Genomic DNA, 22819 nt, shown 5'->3' with positions numbered 1-22819 from the left:
CTCGGAATCGAGACGTTTACGCAATGCTGAGTGACCCGTTTGCGAAGGCGGCCGGGATCGCCACCTCGTCACGAATGGAAATTCCGCGCGCCGTTCCATGAGTCTGGTGCGCTCGGCGCCTTACTCAAGATATTGCTAATTATGGATGAGCCCGCTTCCTCCAATCGATGGATGAAGCCGATCGTGGGCCGGTGCTACTTGATGCATCGCGCGACTTACCCGACAAGAGCTGGCTCCAGGGGCAAAATATGAGCAAGACGACTCTCATTGCTATCGCAATCCTCGCGATCGGTGTCGGCTGTGCCGAAGCCAAGGACCGTAAGGTCGAAACCGCGACCGACCGTAAGGTCGAAACCGCGACCCTCGGCACGCACGCCAATTCGAAGAACCTGCCGGTTTGTACCGCGGCAAGCTCACTCTTCGAAGTCCTCGGTGATAAATGTTTTCTCGTCACAGGTTCGATGATCTATGGCGACATCGCCGAACTCTCCCGGACAATCACTTTGAGTTGGTAGCCGAAGCAACAACCTCCCAGCGCGGCCTCCATTCTCCGGTATGAAGTTGCGTCGCAGGGGCTGCCTTCGCCCAGATATCGACCCAGTCTTCGCGCGTCGCCAATACCGGCGCAATCCCCAGTCACCACGGGCCTCTTCAAAATTCTTATGCCGTCCGCACCTGCGGTCGAGCTTGTCGCGCCAACAGCAGCGCCTCTGCATCGTTTGGGCAACCCAACGCATAGCTTCCGGTCCGGAAACTCGCTTACGCGTTTCATCGTCCATTCGGCAGTGGAAATTTAGGCCGATTTGGCAGTGCTCAGAATCGCGTAGCTGTCCTGCGATCCGCTCGGAGAGGATGGCGAGTGGTTGCGGCAACTGCGCCTCAAGCTGGCTGGCGACCGCCGTCTGCAGCCGCTGCTGCGGAGCAGCGCTGACGCTGCGTTCGTCCGGACCGTCGCAAGACCGCTTGATTGTATCCGGCCTGGAGACAGACAAACGCCGGCGCAACCTCACCCTGAAACCAAAAGACAATATCGATGCCCTTCAACAGCTATGCTCCCAAGGGTTCAAGCGCCTGCAAACATTCACCATGCCAATTTCGCCATCGCCGCTTCGATAATGACGGCGCCATCAATTTCATGGAGCAACCTTTGCCGCCAAGGGGTTCTGCCCGATGGCGGCGACCAGGCTCGTGCATACCTTGATCACCATCACCAGGACCCTGCGAGACGCAGAAGAGGCGAGCCGCTTCATGAACCGGCTAGAAGCCCCAAACCCAAAAGCCGCTGATCGATTTGAGCCGCAGTAACGAAGTGTAACCGCGTTCGCACTACAAGAAGCTTAAACGGCGCAAGACCGCTGATCGATACGACCACGATGTTCAACGGTATTGCCCAATGGAAGCCGCCCCAATGGAAATCGCCAAGAACGGCCATACGACTAGCCATCTGATGACGTCACGGCGCTTTGCGCCTCTCTTCTGGACGCAGTTCCTTTCCGCCTTCAACGACAATTTCCTCAAGAACACGCTGGTGTTCCTTATTCTGTTCACCCTGGCGGCGGACAAGGCTGCATCACTGGTTACGCTGGCGGGTGCCGTCTTCATGGCTCCTTTCCTGCTCCTGTCCGCCGTTGGTGGCGAGATCGCCGACCGGTTCGACAAGGCGCTCATCGCCCGTCGGCTGAAATTCACCGAGATCGCCGCTGCGGCTGTCGCTGTCGTTGGAATCACCCTGTCGTCGATCCCGGTGCTGATGATCGCGTTGCTCATGTTCGGCATAATCTCGGCACTGTTCGGACCGATCAAGTACGGCATCCTGCCGGATCACCTCGAGCGCAAGGAATTGCCCCGCGCCAATGCCTGGATCGAATCGGCAACCTTCGCCGCCATCCTCGGCGGCACTATCGCCGGAGGCGTCGTCTCGGCCGATGGCATTGGGGTCTCGGTGTTCGGGCCGATCATGATGGTCCTTGCCGTGGCCTGTTGGTTTGTCAGCCGCTACATCCCGTCCACCGGTTCTGCGGCTCCCGACCTAGTCATCGACAAAAACATCTTTCGCTCGACCTGGCGACAGGTGAACGGTTTGCGTGCCGACAAGCGGATCTGGCGCGCCGGACTGATGACGTCGTGGTTCTGGCTGATCGGGGCCATTGTCCTTTCGATCCTGCCTACACTGGTCAAGGATTCGCTCGGTGGCGGAGAAATCGCGGTCACCGCCTATCTCGCGGTGTTCGCCGTGTCGATCGCCATTGGCTCTGCCATAGCCGCATGGATGTCGCAGGGCCGCATCGTGCTCTTGCCAGCCCCGGTTGGCACTGCGTTGATGGCACTGTTCGGCATGGACCTGGCCTGGACCATCTGGAGCATGCAGCCTTCGATCGGGGCCGAAACGCTCGCAATATTCTTAGCCAGGCCAAACACGGTCCATGTTGCGATCGACCTTGCCGGCATGGCTATTGCCAGCGCCTTTCTTGTCGTACCAACCTTCGCCGCCGTACAAGCCTGGGCGCCCGAAGCCAGCCGCGCTCGCGTCGTCGCCGCGGTGAGCATCGTCAATGCAGGCTTTATGACGGTGGGCGGCATACTTGTCGCCGCGATTCAAGCAGTGGGCGTCTCCACTGGAGGTATCCTGTTCGGCCTCGCCGCACTCAACGTGGTCGCCGCCTGGCTGATGCTGAGATATCTGCCAACCAACGCCTTCCGCGACTTCGTTTCCATTCTGTTCCGAGCCTTCCATCGTCTGGAGGTGGAGGGGCTGGAAAACCTTAAGGCGGCCGGCCCGGCACCCATCCTGGCGCTCAACCATGTCAGTTTCCTCGACGGCCCATTGGCTTTGACGCTGACGGATGAGGAGCCGGTGTTTGCCATCGACTACACCATCGCCCAAGCCTGGTGGATGAAGCCGTTCATGAAACTTGCGCGCGCCCTGCCGCTCAATCCGGCCAAGCCGATGTCGACCCGCACGCTTATCAAGGCCGTGCAAGGCGGCGATCCGCTTGTCATCTTCCCCGAAGGCCGGATCACCGTGACCGGCGGCCTAATGAAGGTCTATGACGGTGGCGCCATGGTGGCCGACAAGACCGGCTCGATGATCGTGCCAGTGCGCATCGACGGCCTGGAGAAGAGCTATTTTTCGCGGCTGAGTTCGCTGCATGTGCGCCGCCAGCTGTTCCCAAAGGTCAGGGTGACGATACTAGAACCGGCCAAACTTGAAGTACCGCCGGACCTCAAGGGCCGGAAGCGCCGCGCAGCGGCGGGTGCTGCCCTCTACCAGGTCATGTCGGATCTCGTCTTCCGCACCCAAGACATCGACAAGACTGTGCTGGAGAAGATCATCCAGACGGCGAGCGAACGCGGCATGAAGCAACTGGCCGTGCAGGACCCCGTCACCGGTTCGCTGAGCTACGGCAAGCTGCTGACAGCCGCCGCCGTGCTTGGAGAGAAATTCAAGAGCCTCTATTCCGGCCAGCAGACGCTCGGCATCATGCTGCCCAATGCCAACGGCGCCTGTGCGACGCTGCTCGGCGTCATGTCCGCCGGCAAGGTTCCGGCGATGATGAACTTCACTGCCGGTGCGGCCAACATCCTCTCCGCTTGCAAGGCCGCCGAGGTGCGCACCGTGCTGACTTCACGCGCCTTTGTCGAACAAGCGAAACTTGGCGCCGTGGTCGAGGAACTCGGCCGCTCGGTCGATATTGTGTGGCTTGATGATCTGAGGGCCACCATTGGCCTCAAGGACAAGCTGCTCGGCCTATTGCGCAAAAATACACCGCGGGTCGCCCGCAAGCCCGGCCAACCGGCGGTGATCCTGTTCACCTCAGGTTCTGAAGGCACGCCTAAGGGCGTGGTGCTCACCCATCGCAACATCCTGGCTAATGCCGCCCAGGCCGCCTCGCGTATCGACTTCCATTCGGGCGACAAGGTCTTCAACGTGCTGCCGATCTTCCACTCGTTCGGCATGACAGCAGGTACGGTGCTGCCGCTGATATCGGGCGTGCCGGTCTATTTCTATCCCTCCCCGCTGCACTATCGCATGGTGCCGGAGTTGGTCTACGCATCGAACGCGACGATCATCTTCGGCACCGATACGTTCCTCAGCGGCTATGCGCGTACGGCACACCCTTACGACTTCCGCTCAGTGCGCTATTGCTTTGCCGGCGCGGAACCGGTCAAGGCTTCTACGCGCGCGACCTATATGGAAAAGTTCGGCCTGCGCATCCTCGAAGGCTATGGCGTGACCGAAACCGCGCCCGTGATCTCCATCAACACGCCGATGTACAACCGCTCCGGCAGTGTCGGCAAAATCATGCCGGGTATGGAGTACCGCCTGGACCCGGTGCCTGGCGTCGAGGATGGCGGACGGCTTTTCGTGCGCGGGCCCAATGTCATGGCGGGCTATCTGCGCACCGAGAAGCCGGGCGTGCTCGAGCCGCTCGAAGACGGCTGGCATGACACCGGTGACGTGGTCGCCGTCGACGACGTCGGCTTCATCACCATTCGAGGCCGCGCGAAGCGCTTTGCCAAGATCGGTGGCGAGATGGTTTCGCTGGCCGCCGTCGAGGCACTGGCGGGCGAATTGTGGAAAGGCTCGCTCTCGGCAGTCGCCGCCGTGCCAGATGCGCGCAAGGGCGAAAAGCTGGTCCTCATTACCGAGGCGGTCAACGCCACGCGTGCCGAATTCCTGGCCTTCGCCAGGGCCAACGGCGCCATGGACCTGATGGTGCCGGCCGAAGTGCGCGTCGTTGCGAAAGTGCCTGTCCTCGGCTCAGGCAAGCTCGATTTCTCCGCTGTGACCAAAATGGTGAGCGGCGAAGACATGAAAACCCAAGCGGCTTGAACGGCTCGCTTTTACGGGTCGCTTTTGTGTATCTCGGTTGAGAACACGGGACCGCCGCGAAAGTTCGGTGCACGCAGCGCCATGCGAACGAGCTGCAGCTGGCGAAAAACGATGGTGCAGGGTCGATGCGCTCATTTGCACATGTGCCGCGAGCTCGTCGATGCTGAACTGTCGAGGCGGCGGTCATAGAACTGGCAAGCGAGGACCATTGGCTTGTCCGACTATCGTTGCGCCTTCAGCAGACGCTCGAGCGTTGAAAAGTCACTCATGTCGCGGTAGGGCGTCAGGTCAAGATCCTTGGGGATCTTCTTGAGCTTCTCTTCGGAGATCGGTTTTTCGTTCTTTTTGTTGAAGGCCTGGTAAGCGGACCAGCCAACACCCGCCGCCTTCACTGCATCGCGTTCGGCTCGAAGGGCGATTTGATGCGCGTGCAGATAATGAAGCCCGAGTTCGTCTAGGAGCGCCTTTTCAACGATTTCGTGCGTTAGCAGAAATGGGGCAAGCCGGACCTTGGCCGATTTCCAATCCATAGTGCGAGGCATATGGCGATCGATATAAATCGTCCTGCCATCTTTGCTGTATCCAGCAATGTAGGGGATATCGAAATCATGAACGATCTTCACCCGACGATGCAGCGCCCGCACAGCGTCACTCAGTACATCATCGTCCAAGTCTTCGGAAACGTGGCGGACTTCATCTTCAAGCTTCATTTTTTCCACACTGAGACCAGCGGCGCTTTGCTCCCATAGACCGGATCCTTGCGTTGACGGCCAACTTGGGAATCGCTCGTAATGCCCGCTCATGTTCCTGGGCTGTCGTGCATTCGTCATAAGCGTCGGATGCGGGATAAGCGCCGACTACCAGGAAACCAGCAGACTCGGAGAGACATTGGTGACCGGTGCCGGCCGGAAGAACTGCCATGTCGTCGGCCTTCAAGGACAATGTACGGCCCCTGTTGCCCCCGAACCGAACCTTGCCGGTTCCGCCCGAAACCCCAAGCACTTCATTTTTGCGGGAATGGTAATGGACGTAGTGGTAGATGCCGTCCCGCCAGCCGCTACTCCAGCCATTGGACTCGAAAAGCTCTTCCAGCACGGCTGCGGAATCAAATTGTTCCACCGACCTTACGGCGCCGCGATAGACGACAAACGGCCAGAAGGGGTGGTTCGGCACGAGGCCGTCATCCTTGAACCGAAATTCGAGTGGCTTCTTCATCTTCACGAATTCGGCGAGTTCTTGCTTTCTCGGTCGCGCGATACCCGTCGCCTGCTCGGTAGCTTTCTTCAGGCTCTCGAGAATGCCCACGGCGAATCCTTGCGCTGGATGAGACAGCGGCGAAAGCCTCCGCTCTGGTCTCAACAAATCTCAACCAGCGACACCGCACTTTGTTCCTTTTGCCGAATGGCCGCTATTAAGCTGCGGCCCGCGAGGAGAACTGAAACTCAGAGAAGCGCCCGCATGTCGGCCGCTCAGCTTGTGCCTGCCGGAGTTGACGAGAATTGCCTTGGCGGTGCTGCGCCAGAAGGCATTCGCGTCCTCCAGGTTTTTGGATTCTGGGACCCGGGCGATACCTTCGACCAATTTCCGCCGCCGATTCAGCGGAAACGCGCTTATGTTGAATGATCGATCACCTCACCCGGATCGCCCAAGCTTCGAAGGCCGCAACCTGTTGCTGATCGCTTTCCTGATCATCACCGTGCAAGGCAGCGACGTACTGCAATTTATCTTCGGCAAGCTGTTCGGCCGGCATCTTCTGGCGCGGTGGAGGAAGCGAAACTCACCGCCGTGCCGTACTTTACCTGGGACGATCGCGACCCCGGCGAGATGCTGGTCTGGCTCAGAAGCGCGCGGTAGCTCTATCGCCATCTGAGCCGCGTTGCATGCCTTGAATTCGCCCGGGCGCGCGTCATCTAGCTTTGAGTGGCGCCAGCCACTTGAACGGGTGGAGGCAGATTGTGGCGCTCGAAGCTGTCGCGCGTCCGAACGCCGGTGGCCGCTTTATTGCGGTCGTGGTGGTGCCGCTGCTATTCGTCGTCGGTGGACTGGCCATTCGCTATGCGGCATTTGCCTCGATCTCGGCGGAACCAGGCTTCGCAGCCTATGCCCACGCGCTCTGCCGGTGGGATTGCGCGTGGTATGTCGACATTTCCGAACACGGTTATGAGCGCTTTCCCATTCCAAACCAGAGCAATGTCGGACGCTGGGGCTTCTTCCCGCTCTATCCGATAGTGGTGGCGGCAATCCGGTCTGTTTTCCCTTTCCCGACGATACTGCTCGCATCGATCACATCGGTTGCGTGCAGCTACGCGGCCTGTCTGGTGGCGTGGCCGGTGCTCGAGAAGAACATGCGCGCTTATGTGCTATATTGCGCCTTTCTGCTCAGCGGCCCGTTCTCCTTTCATTTTACGACTTTCCTGACCGAACCTCTTTTCGTGCTCGTGACGTCGTGCGTTTTTCTGGCACTCAAACGCTCCAGCTATCTGACCGCGGGGCTGTCATCGGCTCTGCTGTCGGCAACCAGGCTCGTCGGAGTGCTTGTTGTATTTGCGACCGTCATTCAGATGTTCAGGGATTACCGCGCAAAGGGCGGATCAGCGCTTTCTTTCCCACGTTGGGTGCTTGGCCGACCGGATCTGCTCGTTGCAATTCTCATCTCGCCTGCCGGCTTGTTCGCCTACATCCTGTTCCTCTATCTGACGGTCGGGGACGGCTTTGCCTTCCTGCACGTCCAGCGCGCGTTTGGACGGGTGGTGGGCAATCCGCTCGCCTTCATATGGGATGGACTCTCGGCCGTTCCGACGACTGGATGGCTGCCTACGGCGCCGCAATGGAGCGCGCTCGCCGCACTCATAGGACTGGCACTATCGGCGGTTCTGGCGGTTCGCAGGCAATATGGCGCCGCGTTGTTCTGCGCCTGCTGCATCATCCTGCCGCTGATCACGAACCTGGCCTCGATGGTCAGATACGTCATTGGGCTTGCGCCTCTGACAATGTTGCTGACCACGTTGTTGTCGGCGTCGAAGCTGACTTTTCTTGCGGCTCTGGGTCTCTTCCTGGGCGCCTGCTATTTCATGACCGTCGCGTGGATCGGGGGCTATCTTGCCCTGGTCTAGCACTCCGGGCCCGCATCGGCGCGCGGCCTCGCTTGGCGGCTACACGCTGGCGGCGGTTCTGGCCGGGGCGGAAATCATGATCCTTGCGCTTGCTCTCAATCCAGACGTCAATTCCGACTATCGCGCCTATTACATCGGCCGGACGACGACCTGCCTCAATCGCGATGCGGTCGGCAGCTACACACTTGGCGAGACGGTGTCGTTCCGGTCCGATGGAGCCAAAAAGGCAACCGGCATGATGGTCTGTGGCTGGTCGGGGCCGGTAGCCGACGGCACCCATTCGCTGGGCGAGACCTCGCGGCTTCGCCTGGACATACCGCCGCTTCGCGACGGCCTGACTGCCACGCTGCAAATGGCCGCCGTCATTCGTCCGCCCCAGATCATGCAAAGGGTTGTGATCTCGGTGAACGGCGTTCGGGTGCATGCGGTGACGCTGTCCGGCAAAGAGCCACGCACCGTCTCGTTCGTCATCCCACCGGCTCTCGCCGAGGCCAAGACACTCGACATCGCCTTCGACTACCTCGACGGCATTCCGCAAACTCCTGCCGCCAGCAACATCTATAATCGCTCCATCAAATTGTTGTCGCTCCGGCTCGATCCCACTGATGCGGATTAGGGCGGGCGATCGCGCTGCCGGCCGCGTCTTCGCTGCGCAAAAACCCATCGGTCGAGCATGAGGAGATTGACCGCTGGAACAAGCAAGCATGTAACCAGGATGGCAATGATCGGCGGCAGACTGAGTTTCGCAGTCAAAAGCGCCGGCGCCGCGTAAGCCACCGCGAAGCCGGTTGCCGTCAGCAAGAGAAAACGCGGAGCCTCCGATCGATGCGATCCGCTCGACGCGAAGGTCACGAACTTATGCGCGAGATAAGAAAACAGGGCGGCGGCGGTATAAGCTGCGAGCGAGGCACCGACCGGCGAGAGGCCGAACCGTTGCCATTCGACCAAAGCGGTGGCCATCACTGCATATAGGATCGTTGCAGCGATGCCGACCGACCCGAAACGCACCAGCAGTTTCAGGCCGGCGTCGCTGGTCGAGGGGCCCTCAGACTTGCGCACTGCAGGCATACTGCGCTCCAAGCGGCAGCGACGCGAGCGCGCGCTCGACTCTTCTGGCGAAAGGCCTTGCCGACGGCAGCAGCAGGAAATGCTCGGATCGGATGTCCCGGAACCCGGTCTCCCGAAAGAGGGACGCTGCGTTGGCAGCGTTGAGGAGGACCGCGTCGTGGTCGAACGGACACCGGAACACCGCAAGACGCGTCAGCGGATTATAGGGATTGTGCTCGATGATGCAGGCGACGCCACCTGGCCGCACGACACGCCGCAATTCCAGCAAGAAATCGGACCAGGAGGAGGGCGGAACGTGATGGACGACGCAACTGGCGAAAGCCAGATCGAACGCGCCATCCTCATAGGGCAGACTCGGCGACGTGCAGGCCCTGTAGGTCACACCTGGATTGTCCTGGCCAGCGCGCAAAATTGATTGCTCCGACACGTCGCAGCCATCGAGGCTGTCAAAAGCGCCGTCGAGGTAGGGGTGGAGCGAACCGACGCCGCAGCCGATATCCAGCGCCCTTACAGCCGCCCCACCCCGCCGAAGCTTTCGCTCGACCACCAGACGCCGCAGCAGGTCCGCCTTGGCGACAAGGAAGAAGTCGTGCCCGAGTCCGGAAAATCGGATGGACCCTTCGACCGCCTCGCCATAGTTGGAATTATAGCTGTCGAAGAGTTCGGCCATTGGCGGGGACTCCACTCCTGGGCTTGTGAAACGATAGGCGGCGCTTACCAGAGACGGTACGCATCGCCTCGTCGAAGCCGGTGAGCCGATTAATCACATAAAGCGGGCGGCGTTTCACCTCGGCGTGGATGCTGCCAACGTAGAGCCCGACCACACCGGTCATGAAAAGATTGATGCCGCACAGGAGCGACACGATCACCACCGTGGATGTCCACCCGGCAATGATGCCGGTTTCAAAAAACGAGGCAAAGATGGCATAGGCGCCAAAGACCACCGCAAGCGCGGAAATGGCCAATCCGCCCCAGAGCGCCAGGCGTAAGGGCTTCTCGGAGAAACTGACGATGCCGTGAACCGCAAGGTGCACCATCTTCCAGAATGGGTATTTGGTCTGGCCCAGGGTTCGCGCGTGGCGCTCAAATGGCACGGTCGTTTGCTTGAAGCCCATCCAGCCGAACATGCCCCTGACGAAGCGGTCATGTTCGGGCATGCGCTTGAAGGTTTCTAGCGGCTTGCGGCCGACCAGGCGGAAGTCGCCGACGTCGCGCGGAATATCGACCGACGTCATTTTCTCCAGCAGGCGATAGAAAAGACTTGCCGTAAAGCGCTTGAACCAGGATTCGCCCTCGCGCTTGACCCGGCGGGCATAGACGATCTCGAAGCCTTCCTTCCACTTGGCCACCAGATCGAGAACGACTTCCGGCGGATCCTGCAGGTCGGCATCCATGACGATGACGGCATCGCCCGCAGCGGCGTCCATACCGGCGGTAATCGCCACTTGGTGGCCGAAATTGCGGGAAAATTCGATCAGCCGAAAGCGCGGCTCGGCGGCAACCACTTTTTGGAGGTATTCGACGCTTCCATCAAGGCTTCCGTCATCGACGAAGATGGCCTCGGTCTCGCCGTCCAGCCGGTCGATAAGCGAACTGATCCGCTCGATCAGCCGAGGCAGCACCTGTTCTTCATTGTATATGGGCAGGACGAGCGAGTAGCGAGGCGGTGATCTGTTCACCGTCATTCCAGGGCCGTGGACCACAGAGTCTCGCATGCGGTTGAAAATGTAACGAAAGCTACAAAGTTCCAAAGGTGTGCAAGAAAGTGCTAATTTAGCTAGTTCTTGATTGAATGCCGGTTCTCAGTGAGAGATGAGCGTCCGCACCGAGGCGCGAACTCGATAGGTCGCCAGCGAGGTTCGTCTGGCGATACGCCAGCACAAAGCTGTTTGACCGCCCTGAAGATCGCTGCACGCCCTCCTTCGCGCGCTCCACGTAGGCGCCATCCGCAGTCATCACCACGACGCGGGTGCCGGTGCTGATGTATAGCGGTACCAGGGTGCGCACGCCGTTGGACAGCGTTGCCGGTTTCGCGACGAACCTCTGCCGCTGTTTGCGGCCGCTGCTTGCCGTGAGAAGAAGACTTTGCCTGAGATCCACCAGCCTGTTGTTGCGTTCAGGCCCATGACGGCCGGCCGCGACGTTGTCGAGGATTATGGCCATGTTGGGCTGACCTTGCGCAGCCATCCGGCGTCGTTTCTGCGTGCCGATCTTCGCCGGCGCAGCATCGTGACCTGTCAGGAGACCATGCAGGCGCGAGACAGAAGCTGGCTCGAGGCTGCCGGCCTGGTTCTGGTCCGGCAACGGCCAGGCTCGGCCAAAGGCCTCATGTTCCTCACCGTGGAGGATGAGACGGGCGCCGCCAACGTCGTCGTCTGGGTCAAGCTATTCGAGAAATTCCGTCGCGTGCTTCTTTCGTCGGCCATGCTCGGCGTGCGCGGCCGCATCCAGCGGGAAGGGGAGGTGGTGCATCTCGTCTCCCATTAGTTGACCGACCTGTCGGCCGAGCTGGCCAGCCTGGGAAACCGCGAGACGCCGTTTCCCGTGCCGCATGGCCGCGGTGACGAAGCCCATCACGACGCGCCGGGTGTCGATCCAGCGGAGCCTGCCGAAGGGCCGAAACATCGTCGATCCATACGAGCACATCGACGGCATCAAGGTGAAGACGCGGGATTTCCGATAGAAGCTGCAGCGGATATACCGTCATCATGTGGTAGTCTGGCCCGCATGACGGCGCTTTATCTCAATTGACGCGGAAGACGGTGGATCCCTCAGCCGAATAAAACGCATCCGCCGAAATGGATCGAGCCTCAGCTGACGCGCCTGGTCGACGAAGCGCCCGACGGCGCCGATTGGCTTCACGAGATCACACGATGCTCGCCGGCCTGGCCCGAAGCGGCAGCCGGGCTCCAGTCGTCCGTGCCCGGCTGTGCCGGCCTGGCAAGCACCGGCGGCGCCATGAGCCGGTCCTTGAAACGGCGATCCTCGTAGCGCGCCTTCTTCGCGCGGATCGGCGGCGTGCCCGCCACCATGACGATCTCGTCGGCTGGCGGGAGCTGCATGATCTCGCCCGGGTTAGCAGCGGTCAGGCGGTCTCGGAGCGCGACACCATCAGATGGCCAAGCCAGGGCGAGAGCCGATGGCCCGCATAGTTGCGCATGGCGCGCATCTCGGGAGCACCTCGGCACGGTTCCGTTCGCGCGATAGAAGCAGCGGTTGGCGATTGAGCAGCATGGAATCGCCGAATTCATGCGCGCGGTATCGATACGCGATGAAGGCTGCGGAGGCCTTGGCGAGCAGAGCATCGTCGGCAAAGGCGCGCAAGAGCTCGAAATGGCTTTCGCCGGGCTGGTGGACGCCCGTGAGAACCGCATCGACCACGCGAAGCCGCGTGCCCCGCGCGATGCGCCCTGTCGCAATGCCATTTCCGGCACGCACATTGCCGCCGGGATTGGCAGCTGCCTCAAGTGCGCGCACTACGCTCGTGCCGATCGCAATGATGCGGCCGCCGCGCAGCTTCGCCCACGCGACCTGCGCCGCGGTGCGCCCAGGGATGCGGTATGGCTCGTCGAAGGGAAGGCGCGAGTCGAGCGCGGGATCGCCGGTAGAAGAGACGCCCGCAGCATGCGTGAGTGTTGCAAAGCCAATGTCGTGCCGACGCCAGGCTTGGAGCGTGCGCCAGTCGAGCGCGAAGCCTGCCGATGGCGCCTCGAACGCGACCGGCCCGGCGGCAATCTTCGTCCAAACATCCCACAGTGCCAACGGCTCGGGAACATGCGCGTATTGGATCGGCCGGCCGTGCTGCGCCAGTCCTGCAAGCACCGCTGCGCGATTGCCTGGGAAGTGCAATTCGAGAAGGCGTGGATGGTCGAGAAGGCGCTCGACGACGGCGTCAAGCGAGCCGAGCCGGAGGCGATCGCCTGGTGACAGCGGAGGTGGAGGCAGCCGGTCTTCCGTGCGCGTGCGGTGATCGCCCGAGCCGAAGGCAATCGCCACGAAACGGGTTGGATCGGGAAGTGATAGCCAGCCCGCCAGGCGGATCTCGATCGCCTCACCGCTTGGGACATGCGTGCCGTGCAAGCTGGCAGGCAAGGTCGCGGCGTCATTGGCGACGACCAGATCGCCGGGGTTGAACAGCGTCGCGAGTCCAGCTCGCGGCAGGTCGCGCATCGTGCCGTCCGCCTCGACGACGAACAGCCTGGCGGAGCGCTGATCGGGACGATCGGCGGCAATCATGCATGTGCTCCGGCGAGACGCGTAGAGCGGACCGGCAACGCGTCGAGCATCTTTTCGATGATCTCGGCAGCTGCCTCCTCGGGGCGCTTCAAGGTCGCCGGATCAGCATCAGGGATCGCGAGCGCGTGCAGTGGGGTGTCCATATCGCCGGGGTCAAGTGCGAGGAGCCGGATGCCGTCTGCTTTCGCCTCCTCGTCCCAAATCGCCGTCAGATGGGCAAGAGCGGCCTTGCTCGCGCCGTATGCTCCCCAGCCGGGATAGGCGTTCACCGCGGCGTCGCTGGAAATGTTGATCGCCATCGCGCCACGGCCGCCGCGCGCGGACGCCGCAAGCGCACCGAAAAGAGCCTTCGTCAGCCGGAACGCGCCGACCAGGTTGACGGCGAGCGCTGTTTCCAGCTCCTCGCACTCAGTATCGGCGAGGAGCGCCAGAGGGACAGGGCCGAGGCTCGAGGCATTGTTGATCAGGACGTCGAGCCCGCCGAGGCTCGCGGTTACCTGTAGCGCGATCGAGTAGGTGTCCTCCTTCTTGCCGACGTCGCCGACAACGCCGTGCGCGCCCGTCTCGTCAGCGATGCGTGCGACGTTCGCGGCGGTGCGGGCGACGAAGGCGACGCACGCATCCTGTGCGGCAAGCTGCCGCACAAGCGCCAGTCCGAGACCGGACGTGCCGCCCGTGACCGCCACGCGAAGTCCCTGAAGTTCGATATTCGTCTGCATTGCCAGTGCTCCCTTAATCCGTATGCCTCTTGCTACAAGTTAAAGTTAACTTGAAGTCAAGCGGGAATTGTGCTTTGGTTCGTGCATGGATTCCATGCTGACCATCACCGACGTGTCACGGCGCAGCGGCGTCGCCTCATCGGCCCTGCGCTTCTACGAGGAGCGCGGGCTGATCGCGTCCGAGCGGGCCGGCTCGGGACACAGACGCTACCCGCGATCCGTGCTGCGCCGGATAGCCTTCATCGTCTTCGCGCAGCGAATTGGGCTGACACTTGAGGAGATCGGCGCCGAGCTGGCCAAGTTGCCGGCCGATCGCGTGCCGTCGCGTCGGGATTGGTCGCGGTTGTCGGGCCAGTGGACCAAGCGCATCGACCAGCGCATCGCCGAGTTGCAGCGCCTGAGGTCGGGGCTTACCGAGTGCATCGGTTGCGGCTGCCTGTCGATGGACCGGTGTAGCCTTGCGAACCCTGCCGATATGGCAGGACGCAAGGGGCCGGGGCCGAGGTATTGGCTGGGGTGAGTTGACAGCCTGCCTGTCCCTATTGCAGAACTCGGCAGCGCAAGACTTCGCCAAGTGCGAGACGCTGCGGCCCCGGTAAGGTCAGGGCGCGGCGGCCCTGATGTCAATTCAGGAATCGCGCTGAACCGGACAGCTCCTGCATTTGTCTCAAAACCGCGGTCAACAAAGGGTCAGAACAAGAGCTGCTCAAAATCGATGCGATGGAAGGCTCCCGCTCCGCCGGGGTTGGCATCGTTAGGATGGACAAACCGGGAGCGTAAGACTCCTGCGGCGGATTTGATTCGTGATCGTCGCGCAGCCGTACCAGCAGTGCCGCCCGCAGGCCCGCTGCATCTCTTCCGGCGATCCGATCGCCTGTCGCGAGCGACTCAGGTGCTCTTCAGGGTCCCGTTCATCCCTTCCGGATAGAAGCCGCCCTTGCTTACGCCGTCCTTATCGGTGAGATAGACGATCCGCAGCACTTCCTGCGGCGTCCTGGTGAACGCGATCGCGTCGGGCGTCGAAGGAACGAAATTGGCCTTGCCATTCACCTGGATGCCCTGGTCCTTGTCTTCCGGCCCGTCGATCTTGTCTCGTGCATCGGAGACGGCGTTGGCGGCCTTCCAGGCTTTCTCTCCCTTCCGGTATAGAGTGGAGCGCGCCATTCCCATGTGATAGGCCTCGACCGCCAATATGCCGGCGGCGGCTGCGAGGAAGTCCTTGTCCTTCAGAACCGTCGCAGCACCGGCATAGGCGGTGACGCCGACATCCTCGAACAGCATGCCGCCCAGAACGAAGTTCGTTTCGTTGCCGAAGGGATCGAAGTCCCGCCCGAGGCCCGCTGCCTCCGCGACCGCCTTGAACCCCGCATCGAAATCGATGGCCGGCCTGTCGACTGCGTTCTTTGCAAGCGTCTTGCGGTAGAACCGGACATGCGCGAGTTCGTTTTCAGCAACCTCCTGCATGAATTCGCCGATGGCGGGTGTCTCGAAGGACACTTTCTTTCCGCCGACGACATCGCCGGGTTTGGAACCGGCATCGGCGGCGTCGATGCCTTTTCCGGTGGTGCCGCGAAGATAATATTCGGCCTCCATGTATTCCAGGTTGAGCGCAAAGCGGAAAATGTCCTCGTCCTGCACTTCTTCCTTGGCATAGGCGCGAGAAACCGGCGCCAGGCCCGTCGTGGCGGCGAGGCTGGCTCCCAGCCCAAATTGCAATGCGCGGCGACGGGAAAGGTGGAGTGAAGGGATGGCACGTATCATGGCTTCCTCCCAAAAGTCCGCCGGGACCACCGTTGGCACCTTATCGCGGGCAACGCGCCCAACTCCGCCATAGGCGAAATGTTCCTGTAAAGGTCGGACTTTGCAGGGGTCGTGCTCCGGATCAATGGCTTTTTGGGCGCGTAACGTCGGAGTTGGCATCGACTATTTGTGACCAAGCCTCGAGTCTAGACATTGAGGTGACACATTATGAGCCGGATAAGCTACGCCCGCGTCGGAACTGGGAGAAACGTCCGCTATCGAACGACCACTTTTCATTCGCGCGGTGAAGCTGCGGAACATCAAAAAGCTGCTCAAGCTCGATCGCAGAAAAGCGCTGCACTTGGTGCTGCACTTGGTTTGGACCGAACGAGATTGCCGGGTGTGATGCCAGATAAAGCGGGCAGAGGTGCAGTCGCCTCGACGCTGTTGTTTTCGTCGCGTTATCAAGCCGGTCCGCGATCCCGGTTGCACTCGCCGCCAAACCGGAACCCTGGCCACGGACGAGACAGGCAAGCCTAGCTGGCGGGCCGCCAAGGCAAGCGAAAACCGCCAAATAGAGCCGGATCTAATGTGGGTATCGAGTTTGACCCAGCTTCACAAAACCCAGAAAGGCCGGCGTATTCTGCAGATGATTGACCTCAGTCGCCGGCCCCCGATCCAGCTGTTCCAGTTCGTGAAGAATATCGACAGGAGGACCAACCGTGACGTTCATGATGACCGCCGTTCCGGCCGAGCTCGATAGAGGATGATCCGTCCCGTCGGCAGAACCTGGGTGAGGAAATCAAAATCGCGGACGTTGCCGGTCAGCACGCTCGCACCCAACTGACGCGCCTGCAGGAACACGAGGGCGTCATTTAGGAAGCGCCGCTCGTGCCCCTCCCTCTTGGGCAGATTGCTCAGCCGGAAGAGCAAGCCAGCCAAGACCCCGGCCTGTCCCCAGATCGCATCGTCCGGTGCATGAAGTCGGTAGTCCGGAATGTCCTCTACCGTGGCTTCAATCGTCTCGAGGACAGCTTTTGTGGATGCATGCTTAGGGTCCAGCCGACCAAAGGCTTGGGTCAGCTCAGACAGGCAGGCAGCGGAATGGTGGCATCGGCGATAGGTAAGCAGCGTATCGACTTCAACCGGCGATCGTCCCTGCAGGACATCCAGATAGACGCTCGTATCCAGAAACAGCGGTCCCCCGATCGCAGGTTCGTCAGCAACCCATGGGAGATCGTCGTCGGCCCTGCGCTTCAGCGTTCCGTTGTGCTTTTGGGGCTTTAGCGATCGGAGCGTTTCGGAAAGATCAAACCCCAAGATCTATGTCCGCCGGGATACTGCCCTTACGTCCGACCAGGCGGGCGCCAAAGTCATCTTCGAGGGCCAGGCGCGACAGCGCCAGTTCCAACAGCTCCGTGTCCGAGGTGACATGGGCGCGCTTCTTGGCCGCCTCGATCAACTCCGCGGGCACCCGCGCCGAAAGACGGGTATTCTTCGCGGCGCCGAGGAGGCCGGCGGCTTTCGCTTGCTCCAGTACAAGTTTATTGCGGGTCGATGCGACCGTTGCTTCGCTTTCTGCAGCCGTCCGTGTCTGCGCAGCCATGAGAACCTCCTGTGTTGAACAGAATATAGATTGCGTTGAACGCATAGGCAAGGCTTAGTAGCCGCTGGCCGTCGGGACCATCGCTCCGGCATGATCAAACGGACATCTGATGCTTTCGCACTTATCGCGCGCGGTCAGTATTCGGGGCTTGCGACCCAACCCGTGAAGGGCGGAGAAGTCCTCATCGCTTTGCAGCGCGACGGGCAGTCCAAGGTCGCCGACGCGCTCTCAAAGGGTGCGCGTTTTCAGCTCTAGCTGGCCCTGCGGCTTGCCGGATATTACGAGTTCGCCCAGTTTCGACCCCTCTGTGCCATTCATTGCCGACGAGATCATGACCTTCGACCATTTCCGGTCCGAGGAGGTTTTCAGGTTGTTTGGTCAGATGGCAAGCGCTGGCCAGGTGATTTATCTGACGCATCACCAGCACCTGTGCGAGATCGCCAAGACTGTTGTTCCCGGCGTTACAATTCACGAGCTCACGTAGTTGGCTGCTGCGGCGTGGGATGAGTTGAGGCTGCAAACTGAAGTAAACGGCCGGGCCGTCAGAAACACACCGCGAAAGGACGGCGAGTGCCCGGCGTCGGGGAACGCATTCCCATCCTCCGCCGGCAAGTCGAAAGCTCCAAGCTGGGCAGCCCGTGCGAAGCCTGGACGGCTCCGGCGCCGAAAAGCCGTTCAAAATGAGCGATGCCCCGCTGGCGCGGATTTGAAATCATTTCAGCTCTCCTCCTGGAGTTCCTTTTCCTGACGAAAATGGTTTGCAATGAAGAGGGCTTTGGCGCTCGCCGGCTCAAACGAGGAACGCGCCTGGCTGATGTCGGTAGGCCTCGTGCGTTCCGGGTGGACCAATCGGAAGCCGACAGCGAGACGGTCCCAGAGATTGGTGGTGCCGGTGAGAAAGGTCAGCTGGGCGAGCTCTTCGTCACTAAAGGGCCGCTGTCCAGGCGAGGGCGGCGTTCGCGCTCGCTGTACAGCGAATCTGCCCTGCGCCAGCCATCGAGCAGATAGAGCCCGCTCTTCCGTCTCGCCGAGCGCGCGAGCGTCCTTGTGTGCATATGAATGCAGTAGGCGCAGCCATTGATCTGGGATGCGTGCATCCTTACGAGCGCGATCAGACTCGGTTCGAGGCAACAGTTGCGGATCGCGTGTTCAAGCGCCCAAAGCGCATTCATAGCGTCAGAAGCTGCCTGTTTCGTTTTCTTGGGTTCAACTCGCATTGTCCTTGTCCCTTCCGGGTTGACGTTCCGCCGTCGCACCGGAAAGACGGCGTTCTTCGTTGCGCAAAATCTGCAGACCCCTCCAGTGCCATGGCGCGCTATGTCGAGCGGCACCGGCGCTTTTCTGATCGCCTCTGACCGGTTTTCCCGGAACAGGACCGCCACATGTGGACGTCCCGCGCCATTGCAGCCTGGTTGGCTTTGGCGGTCAGCCAGGTTCTTGAGCAATCCGCGCGGCGGCGGCTGATGCGCCGGAAGGCAGACGATGCTCGCCAGGCGCAACAAAAATTCTTTATCTAATCGCCGCAATCATGACGCATAAGCTCCAATTGCAGCCGGCGGAAATACCAGAAATCACAGTCAGTATTGAGGCGTGCCGAACCCATATTGCCCACTTGCTGCAAGACCTGCGACACGCGGGTCCGTCCAAAAAATCATGGCTCTACCGGCAACCGGTTCGATCGCTTGATCTGGGCAAGCGCGAAGCTGGACTCGATCGAGGAGACGCCATCGAGCCGCGTCAGCTTTTCCTTCAGGAAGCGCTCATAGGCGTGCAGGTCGCGCACCACCACACGCAGCAAATAATCGCGCTGGCCAGTCATCAGATAGCAATCGACCACCTCCGGCCAGCGCGCGATTGCCGCGTTGAACCGGTTCAGCTCGCTCTCGCGCTGGCGCTCAAGCTTGATCGAGGCAAACACCGAGATCGGCAGATCGACCATATCCTGGTCGATCAGTGCGGCATAGCCGGTGATCACCCCCATATCCTCCATCAGGCGGACCCGGCGGGCGCAGGGCGAGGCCGAAAGGCCGACCCGCTCGGCAAGCTGCTGCGCCGTCATCCTGCCATCGACCTGCAGCGCGGCAATGATCTTTCGGTCGATATTGTCCAGTCGACCTTTTGGCATCGAACGTTACTCCATTGGCTGATATTGGCACAACCAGCTAACGCGGCTGCCAATCTCATGCAAGTTTAGCGACAATTGGCTTTTGCTCAGCCCTAGGATTGAGACATCGCAACCGGGAGTCTTGCAGCATGGACAAACAAAAACTGGAGGCACTTTCGGCACTGGAGAAAAAGGTGCTCTGGCTGTCGACATGGATGATCCATAACGCCAATCACCTGCGGGAAAATACGGACGGCTTGAAGGTTGGCGGACACCAGGCATCCTCGGCGTCGCTGGTGACGATCATGACCGCGCTCTATTTCTCGGTGCTGAGGCCACACGACCGGGTCGCGGTGAAGCCGCATGCCTCGCCAGTGTTTCACGCCATCCAGTATCTTCTCGGCAATCAGACGAGGGAGAAGCTCGAAGGGTTTCGCGCCTTCGGTGGCGCGCAAAGCTATCCGTCGCGGACCAAGGATGTCGACGACGTCGATTTCTCCACCGGCTCAGTTGGCCTCGGCGTCGCGCAGACACTGTTTGCCTCGCTTGTGCAGGATTATCTCGGCGCCCGCGACGAAAGCATGCCCGAGGGCCGCATGGTGGCGCTGATCGGCGATGCCGAGATGGACGAAGGCAACATCTTCGAGGCGCTGCTCGAAGGGTGGAAACACGGCCTGCGCAACTGCTGGTGGATCGTCGACTACAACCGACAGAGCCTCGATGCCGTGGTTCGCGAAGGCCTTTGGGAACGCTTCGAAAACATTTTCCGGAATTTCGGCTGGAACGTCGTGATCCTGAAATATGGCTCGCTGCTCGAAGCCTCCTTCACCGAACCCGGCGGCGAGGCGCTAAAGGCCTGGATCGAGGCCTGCCCGAACCAGCTCTATGCGGCGCTGACGTTTCAAGGCGGCGGCGCCTGGCGCAAGCGCCTGGTCGCCGACATCGGAGACAAGCCGGGCCTGGCATCGCTTCTCGACCGGCGCTCCGATGCCGAGCTCGCCGGGCTGATGACCAATCTCGGCGGCCACGACCTGCCATGCCTGATCGAGGCCTTCGGGACGGCACGCGGCAACGATCGACCGACATGCTTCATTGCATATACGATCAAGGGCTTCGGCCTGCCGCTCGCCGGCCACAAGGACAACCACGCCGGCTTGATGACCAGGGATCAGATGGCGGTCCTTCGTGCCTCGATGTCGGTCGGCGACGGGCGGGAGTGGGACGCCTTCGAGGGATTGGCTGTTGGAGATCTGGAGCTGCAACGGTTCCTCGACGCCGTTCCGTTCGCGGCAAAGGGCCAGCGGCGCCGGCACGCCCAGCGCATCGTGGTCCCCGGTCGTCTCGTTGCGGAAGCCAAAGGCAGCGTCTCCACGCAGGTCGGCTTCGGCAGAATTCTGGATGAGATTGCGCGCGCTGGCGGGCCGCTCGCCGACGCGATCGTCACGGCATCGCCCGATGTCACGGTCTCGACCAATCTCGGTCCCTGGGTCAACCGGCGCGGCCTGTTCGCGCGTCAGTCACTTGCGGACACTTTCCGCAGCGAACGCATCGCCTCGGCGCAGAAATGGGAATTCGGCCCCTCCGGCCAGCACATCGAACTGGGTATCGCCGAGAACAATCTGTTCATCCTGCTGTCGGCACTTGGGCTGTCGCATTCGATTTTCGGCAAACGGCTGCTGCCGATCGGCACGCTCTACGATCCGTTCATCCAGCGCGGTCTCGATGCGCTCAACTATGCCTGCTATCAGGATGCGCGCTTCCTGCTGGTCGCCACGCCATCCGGGGTCACATTGGCTCCGGAAGGTGGAGCGCATCAGTCGATCGCCACACCGTTGATCGGGATGGCACAGGACGGGCTTGCGGCCTACGAGCCGGCCTTCGTCGACGAGCTCGCCGTCATCATGCGCTTTGCGCTGGATTATATGCAGCGCGACGGCGACGCCGTGCAGTCGGAGCGCACCTGGCTGCGCGACGAGACCGGCGGCTCGGTCTATCTGCGGCTCTCGACGCGCCCGGTCGAGCAGATCATTCGTCCCATGATGCCACAGCTCGAGCAGGACATCATCGACGGGGGCTACTGGCTGCGGGCTCCGGGTCCCAATGCCGAAGTGATTGTTGCCTATACCGGCGCGGTTGCGCCGGAGGCCATCGAAGCTATCGGCATGATGGCAGAGGACCGTCGCGACGTCGGTCTTTTGGCCGTGACTTCGGCCGATCGCTTGAACGCAGGCTGGACAGCGGCAAGTCGCGCGCGCGAACGCGGCCTCGTTCACGCCAGGAGTCATATCGAAAGGCTGTTTGCCGATCTCCCTGCGCATTGCACCATCGTCTCCGTCACCGACGGTCATCCGGCGGTACTCGGCTGGCTGGGTTCGGTGTACGGCCATCGCACGCGCAGTCTCGGCGTCGAGCATTTTGGCCAGTCAGGGACTATCGGCGACCTTTACCGCCACTTCGGCATCGACGCCAATTCCATAGCCACAGCCGCCGACCGGATTGCTGGTGGGCGCCCCATCCGCCATCTGCGCGCGCTGGATTGATGCTGACGACATTCTGTGGCCGAGGCCTGATCGTGGATCTGAAATCATGCCACTCGCTGCTCGGGTAACGCAATATCTGAACGGCGCGCCTCTGTCGGACCGGGCTAGTGCTGAAGCCCGGTGATCATGGCGACGATCTCGTTCTTGTCGGTCTCGCTGGTCTTGCGCACGCCGATCTGTTTGCCACGTCGCAGAACACAGATCCGATCTGAGAGCCTGAACACCTGGTCGAGGCTGTGGCTGATGATCAGCACGCCGATATTGCGCTGCTTCAGCGACAGAACAATCGTCTCGACCTTGGCGGTCTCGGCAACGCCGAGCGCGGCGGTTGGCTCGTCGAGCAGGATCAGCTTGCTTGCCCAGTGCGTGGCGCGCGCGATCGCCACGCCCTGGCGCTGGCCGCCCGAAAGATCGCGGATGGTGGCGTGAGCCGATGGGATGCGAACGTCGAGATCCTTCACCAGCTTTTCGGTGTCGTCGATCATCCGGCGTCGGTCGAGCAGGCCGAAGCGGTTCACCGGCTCGCGGCCAAGAAACATATTCATGTAGACGGTCTGCTGATCGGCGAGCGCCAAGTCCTGATAGACCACCTCAATTCCGTGGGCGCGCGCCATGGTGGCGCTCGACATTGCCACCGCCTGCCCCTCGATGATGATCGTCCCGGATGTCGGAGCATGCACCCCCGTCACGATCTTGACCAGCGTCGACTTGCCGGCACCGTTATCGCCGACCAACGCCACTATCTCGCCGGGATAGAGCTCGAGCGAGAAATTTTCGATTGCCGTGAGGCCACCGAAATTCTTGCGGATGTCGCGCAGCTGCAAAACAGGGGGCGTGCCGGTCGTGGTCGCGTTCATCA

General features: G+C 61.3%; 20 protein-coding genes and 5 pseudogenes. 10 read left to right on the top strand and 15 right to left on the bottom strand.

Annotation, left to right across the window (positions count from 1 at the left end):
- The first annotated feature begins 167 nt into the window (after positions 1–167).
- Together NKH30_RS21295 and NKH30_RS21290 are read left to right on the top strand one after the other, a co-directional pair.
- Positions 168–515: a hypothetical protein gene (locus NKH30_RS21295; protein ID WP_352816230.1), complete on the top strand. Its 348-nt coding sequence runs from the start codon at positions 168–170 to the stop codon at positions 513–515.
- 893 nt (positions 516–1408) lie between these two features.
- Positions 1409–4834 (top strand): acyl-[ACP]--phospholipid O-acyltransferase, encoded by a 3426-nt coding sequence (locus tag NKH30_RS21290; RefSeq protein WP_352996930.1) that lies wholly within the window; start codon positions 1409–1411, stop codon positions 4832–4834.
- A 221-nt stretch (positions 4835–5055) separates the two neighbouring features.
- Here the strand turns inward: NKH30_RS21290 and NKH30_RS21285 are convergent, their stop codons facing one another.
- Together NKH30_RS21285 and NKH30_RS21280 are read right to left on the bottom strand one after the other, a co-directional pair.
- Entirely contained in the window at positions 5056–5544 is a 489-nt protein-coding gene (locus NKH30_RS21285) for a hypothetical protein (RefSeq protein ID WP_352503494.1), read from the bottom strand.
- On the bottom strand, positions 5534–6139 hold the full coding sequence (locus tag NKH30_RS21280) for a cupin (RefSeq protein ID WP_352996928.1): 606 nt from the start codon (positions 6137–6139) through the stop codon (positions 5534–5536). Before NKH30_RS21280 ends, NKH30_RS21285 begins: the two co-directional genes overlap by 11 nt.
- 334 nt (positions 6140–6473) lie before the next feature.
- On the opposite strand from NKH30_RS21280, the pseudogene NKH30_RS21270 reads away from it, so the two are divergent.
- The 3 genes and pseudogenes from NKH30_RS21270 to NKH30_RS21255 form a co-directional block, all read left to right on the top strand.
- Positions 6474–6593: pseudogene (locus tag NKH30_RS21270) on the top strand (phosphatidate cytidylyltransferase); the annotation flags it as partial.
- A 196-nt stretch (positions 6594–6789) separates the two neighbouring features.
- The gene (locus NKH30_RS21260) at positions 6790–7947 is read left to right on the top strand and encodes a putative hexosyltransferase (RefSeq protein WP_352996924.1); all 1158 of its coding nucleotides are present in this window, start codon (positions 6790–6792) and stop codon (positions 7945–7947) included.
- Positions 7934–8563, top strand: a complete 630-nt coding sequence (locus tag NKH30_RS21255; RefSeq protein WP_352996922.1) for a hypothetical protein — start codon at positions 7934–7936, stop codon at positions 8561–8563. Before NKH30_RS21260 ends, NKH30_RS21255 begins: the two co-directional genes overlap by 14 nt.
- On the opposite strand, the gene NKH30_RS21250 is transcribed toward NKH30_RS21255, so the two are convergent.
- The 4 genes and pseudogenes from NKH30_RS21250 to NKH30_RS21235 all read right to left on the bottom strand — a co-directional run.
- Positions 8560–9015, bottom strand: a complete 456-nt coding sequence (locus NKH30_RS21250; protein ID WP_352542315.1) for a GtrA family protein — start codon at positions 9013–9015, stop codon at positions 8560–8562. The two genes, NKH30_RS21255 and NKH30_RS21250, sit on opposite strands and share 4 nt — an antisense overlap.
- Complete coding sequence (locus NKH30_RS21245) at positions 8993–9685, bottom strand: class I SAM-dependent methyltransferase (protein WP_352996920.1); 693 nt, start codon at positions 9683–9685, stop codon at positions 8993–8995. Before NKH30_RS21245 ends, NKH30_RS21250 begins: the two co-directional genes overlap by 23 nt.
- Positions 9660–10700, bottom strand: coding sequence for a glycosyltransferase family 2 protein (locus NKH30_RS21240; RefSeq protein WP_352816242.1), 1041 nt, complete (start codon positions 10698–10700; stop codon positions 9660–9662). The genes NKH30_RS21245 and NKH30_RS21240 overlap by 26 nt, the downstream gene beginning before the upstream one ends.
- A gap of 232 nt (positions 10701–10932) precedes the next feature.
- A pseudogene (locus NKH30_RS21235) lies at positions 10933–11046 on the bottom strand (elongation factor P); the annotation flags it as partial.
- Here NKH30_RS21235 and NKH30_RS21230 point away from each other — a divergent pair.
- A pseudogene (locus tag NKH30_RS21230) lies at positions 11047–11698 on the top strand (OB-fold nucleic acid binding domain-containing protein); the annotation flags it as partial.
- 223 nt (positions 11699–11921) lie between these two features.
- On the opposite strand, the pseudogene NKH30_RS21225 reads toward NKH30_RS21230, so the two are convergent.
- From NKH30_RS21225 to NKH30_RS21215, 3 genes and pseudogenes are all read right to left on the bottom strand, one after another.
- Positions 11922–12193, bottom strand: a pseudogene (locus tag NKH30_RS21225) (type IV secretory system conjugative DNA transfer family protein); the annotation flags it as partial.
- The gene (locus NKH30_RS21220) at positions 12127–13251 is read right to left on the bottom strand and encodes an S-adenosylmethionine:tRNA ribosyltransferase-isomerase (protein WP_352816244.1); all 1125 of its coding nucleotides are present in this window, start codon (positions 13249–13251) and stop codon (positions 12127–12129) included. The gene NKH30_RS21220 and the pseudogene NKH30_RS21225, both read right to left, overlap by 67 nt.
- Positions 13248–13970 carry an SDR family NAD(P)-dependent oxidoreductase gene (locus tag NKH30_RS21215; protein ID WP_352542311.1) on the bottom strand — a complete coding sequence of 241 codons (723 nt, stop codon included), beginning with the start codon at positions 13968–13970 and terminating at the stop codon, positions 13248–13250. Before NKH30_RS21215 ends, NKH30_RS21220 begins: the two co-directional genes overlap by 4 nt.
- 94 nt (positions 13971–14064) lie before the next feature.
- Between NKH30_RS21215 and soxR the strand changes: the two genes are divergently transcribed.
- Positions 14065–14490, top strand: a complete 426-nt coding sequence (soxR, locus tag NKH30_RS21210) for a redox-sensitive transcriptional activator SoxR (protein WP_502895522.1) — start codon at positions 14065–14067, stop codon at positions 14488–14490.
- A gap of 368 nt (positions 14491–14858) precedes the next feature.
- On the opposite strand, the gene NKH30_RS21205 is transcribed toward soxR, so the two are convergent.
- From NKH30_RS21205 to NKH30_RS21195, 3 genes are all read right to left on the bottom strand, one after another.
- Entirely contained in the window at positions 14859–15731 is an 873-nt protein-coding gene (locus tag NKH30_RS21205) for a ferritin-like domain-containing protein (protein WP_352542310.1), read from the bottom strand.
- Positions 15732–16439: 708 nt separating this feature from the next.
- Positions 16440–17030: a type II toxin-antitoxin system VapC family toxin gene (locus NKH30_RS21200; RefSeq protein ID WP_352542308.1), complete on the bottom strand. Its 591-nt coding sequence runs from the start codon at positions 17028–17030 to the stop codon at positions 16440–16442.
- Positions 17020–17316, bottom strand: a complete 297-nt coding sequence (locus NKH30_RS21195; RefSeq protein ID WP_352542307.1) for a hypothetical protein — start codon at positions 17314–17316, stop codon at positions 17020–17022. The genes NKH30_RS21200 and NKH30_RS21195 overlap by 11 nt, the downstream gene beginning before the upstream one ends.
- A 69-nt stretch (positions 17317–17385) precedes the next feature.
- On the opposite strand from NKH30_RS21195, the pseudogene NKH30_RS21190 reads away from it, so the two are divergent.
- A pseudogene (locus NKH30_RS21190) lies at positions 17386–17800 on the top strand (ATP-binding protein); the annotation flags it as partial.
- Between the two features lie 418 nt (positions 17801–18218).
- Here NKH30_RS21190 and NKH30_RS21185 read toward each other — a convergent pair.
- On the bottom strand, positions 18219–18488 hold the full coding sequence (locus NKH30_RS21185) for a carboxymuconolactone decarboxylase family protein (RefSeq protein WP_352996976.1): 270 nt from the start codon (positions 18486–18488) through the stop codon (positions 18219–18221).
- A gap of 210 nt (positions 18489–18698) precedes the next feature.
- On the opposite strand from NKH30_RS21185, the gene NKH30_RS21180 reads away from it, so the two are divergent.
- Entirely contained in the window at positions 18699–18833 is a 135-nt protein-coding gene (locus tag NKH30_RS21180; RefSeq protein WP_352996916.1) for a hypothetical protein, read from the top strand.
- A 134-nt stretch (positions 18834–18967) separates the two neighbouring features.
- On the opposite strand, the gene NKH30_RS21175 is transcribed toward NKH30_RS21180, so the two are convergent.
- Positions 18968–19441 (bottom strand): Lrp/AsnC family transcriptional regulator, encoded by a 474-nt coding sequence (locus tag NKH30_RS21175; RefSeq protein WP_352542306.1) that lies wholly within the window; start codon positions 19439–19441, stop codon positions 18968–18970.
- A 128-nt stretch (positions 19442–19569) separates the two neighbouring features.
- Here NKH30_RS21175 and NKH30_RS21170 point away from each other — a divergent pair, with 128 nt between their 5' ends.
- Positions 19570–21960, top strand: a complete 2391-nt coding sequence (locus NKH30_RS21170) for a thiamine pyrophosphate-binding protein (protein WP_352996914.1) — start codon at positions 19570–19572, stop codon at positions 21958–21960.
- A gap of 104 nt (positions 21961–22064) precedes the next feature.
- Here the strand turns inward: NKH30_RS21170 and NKH30_RS21165 are convergent, their stop codons facing one another.
- Positions 22065–22817 carry an ATP-binding cassette domain-containing protein gene (locus tag NKH30_RS21165; protein ID WP_352458022.1) on the bottom strand — a complete coding sequence of 251 codons (753 nt, stop codon included), beginning with the start codon at positions 22815–22817 and terminating at the stop codon, positions 22065–22067.
- Positions 22818–22819: the final 2 nt, after the last annotated feature.

The organism is Mesorhizobium sp. M1273 (assembly GCF_040318195.1).
Classification (GTDB): domain Bacteria; phylum Pseudomonadota; class Alphaproteobacteria; order Rhizobiales; family Rhizobiaceae; genus Mesorhizobium.
Note: the sequence above shows the minus strand (reverse complement) of the source record. Positions and strands in the feature narration are given on the sequence as shown.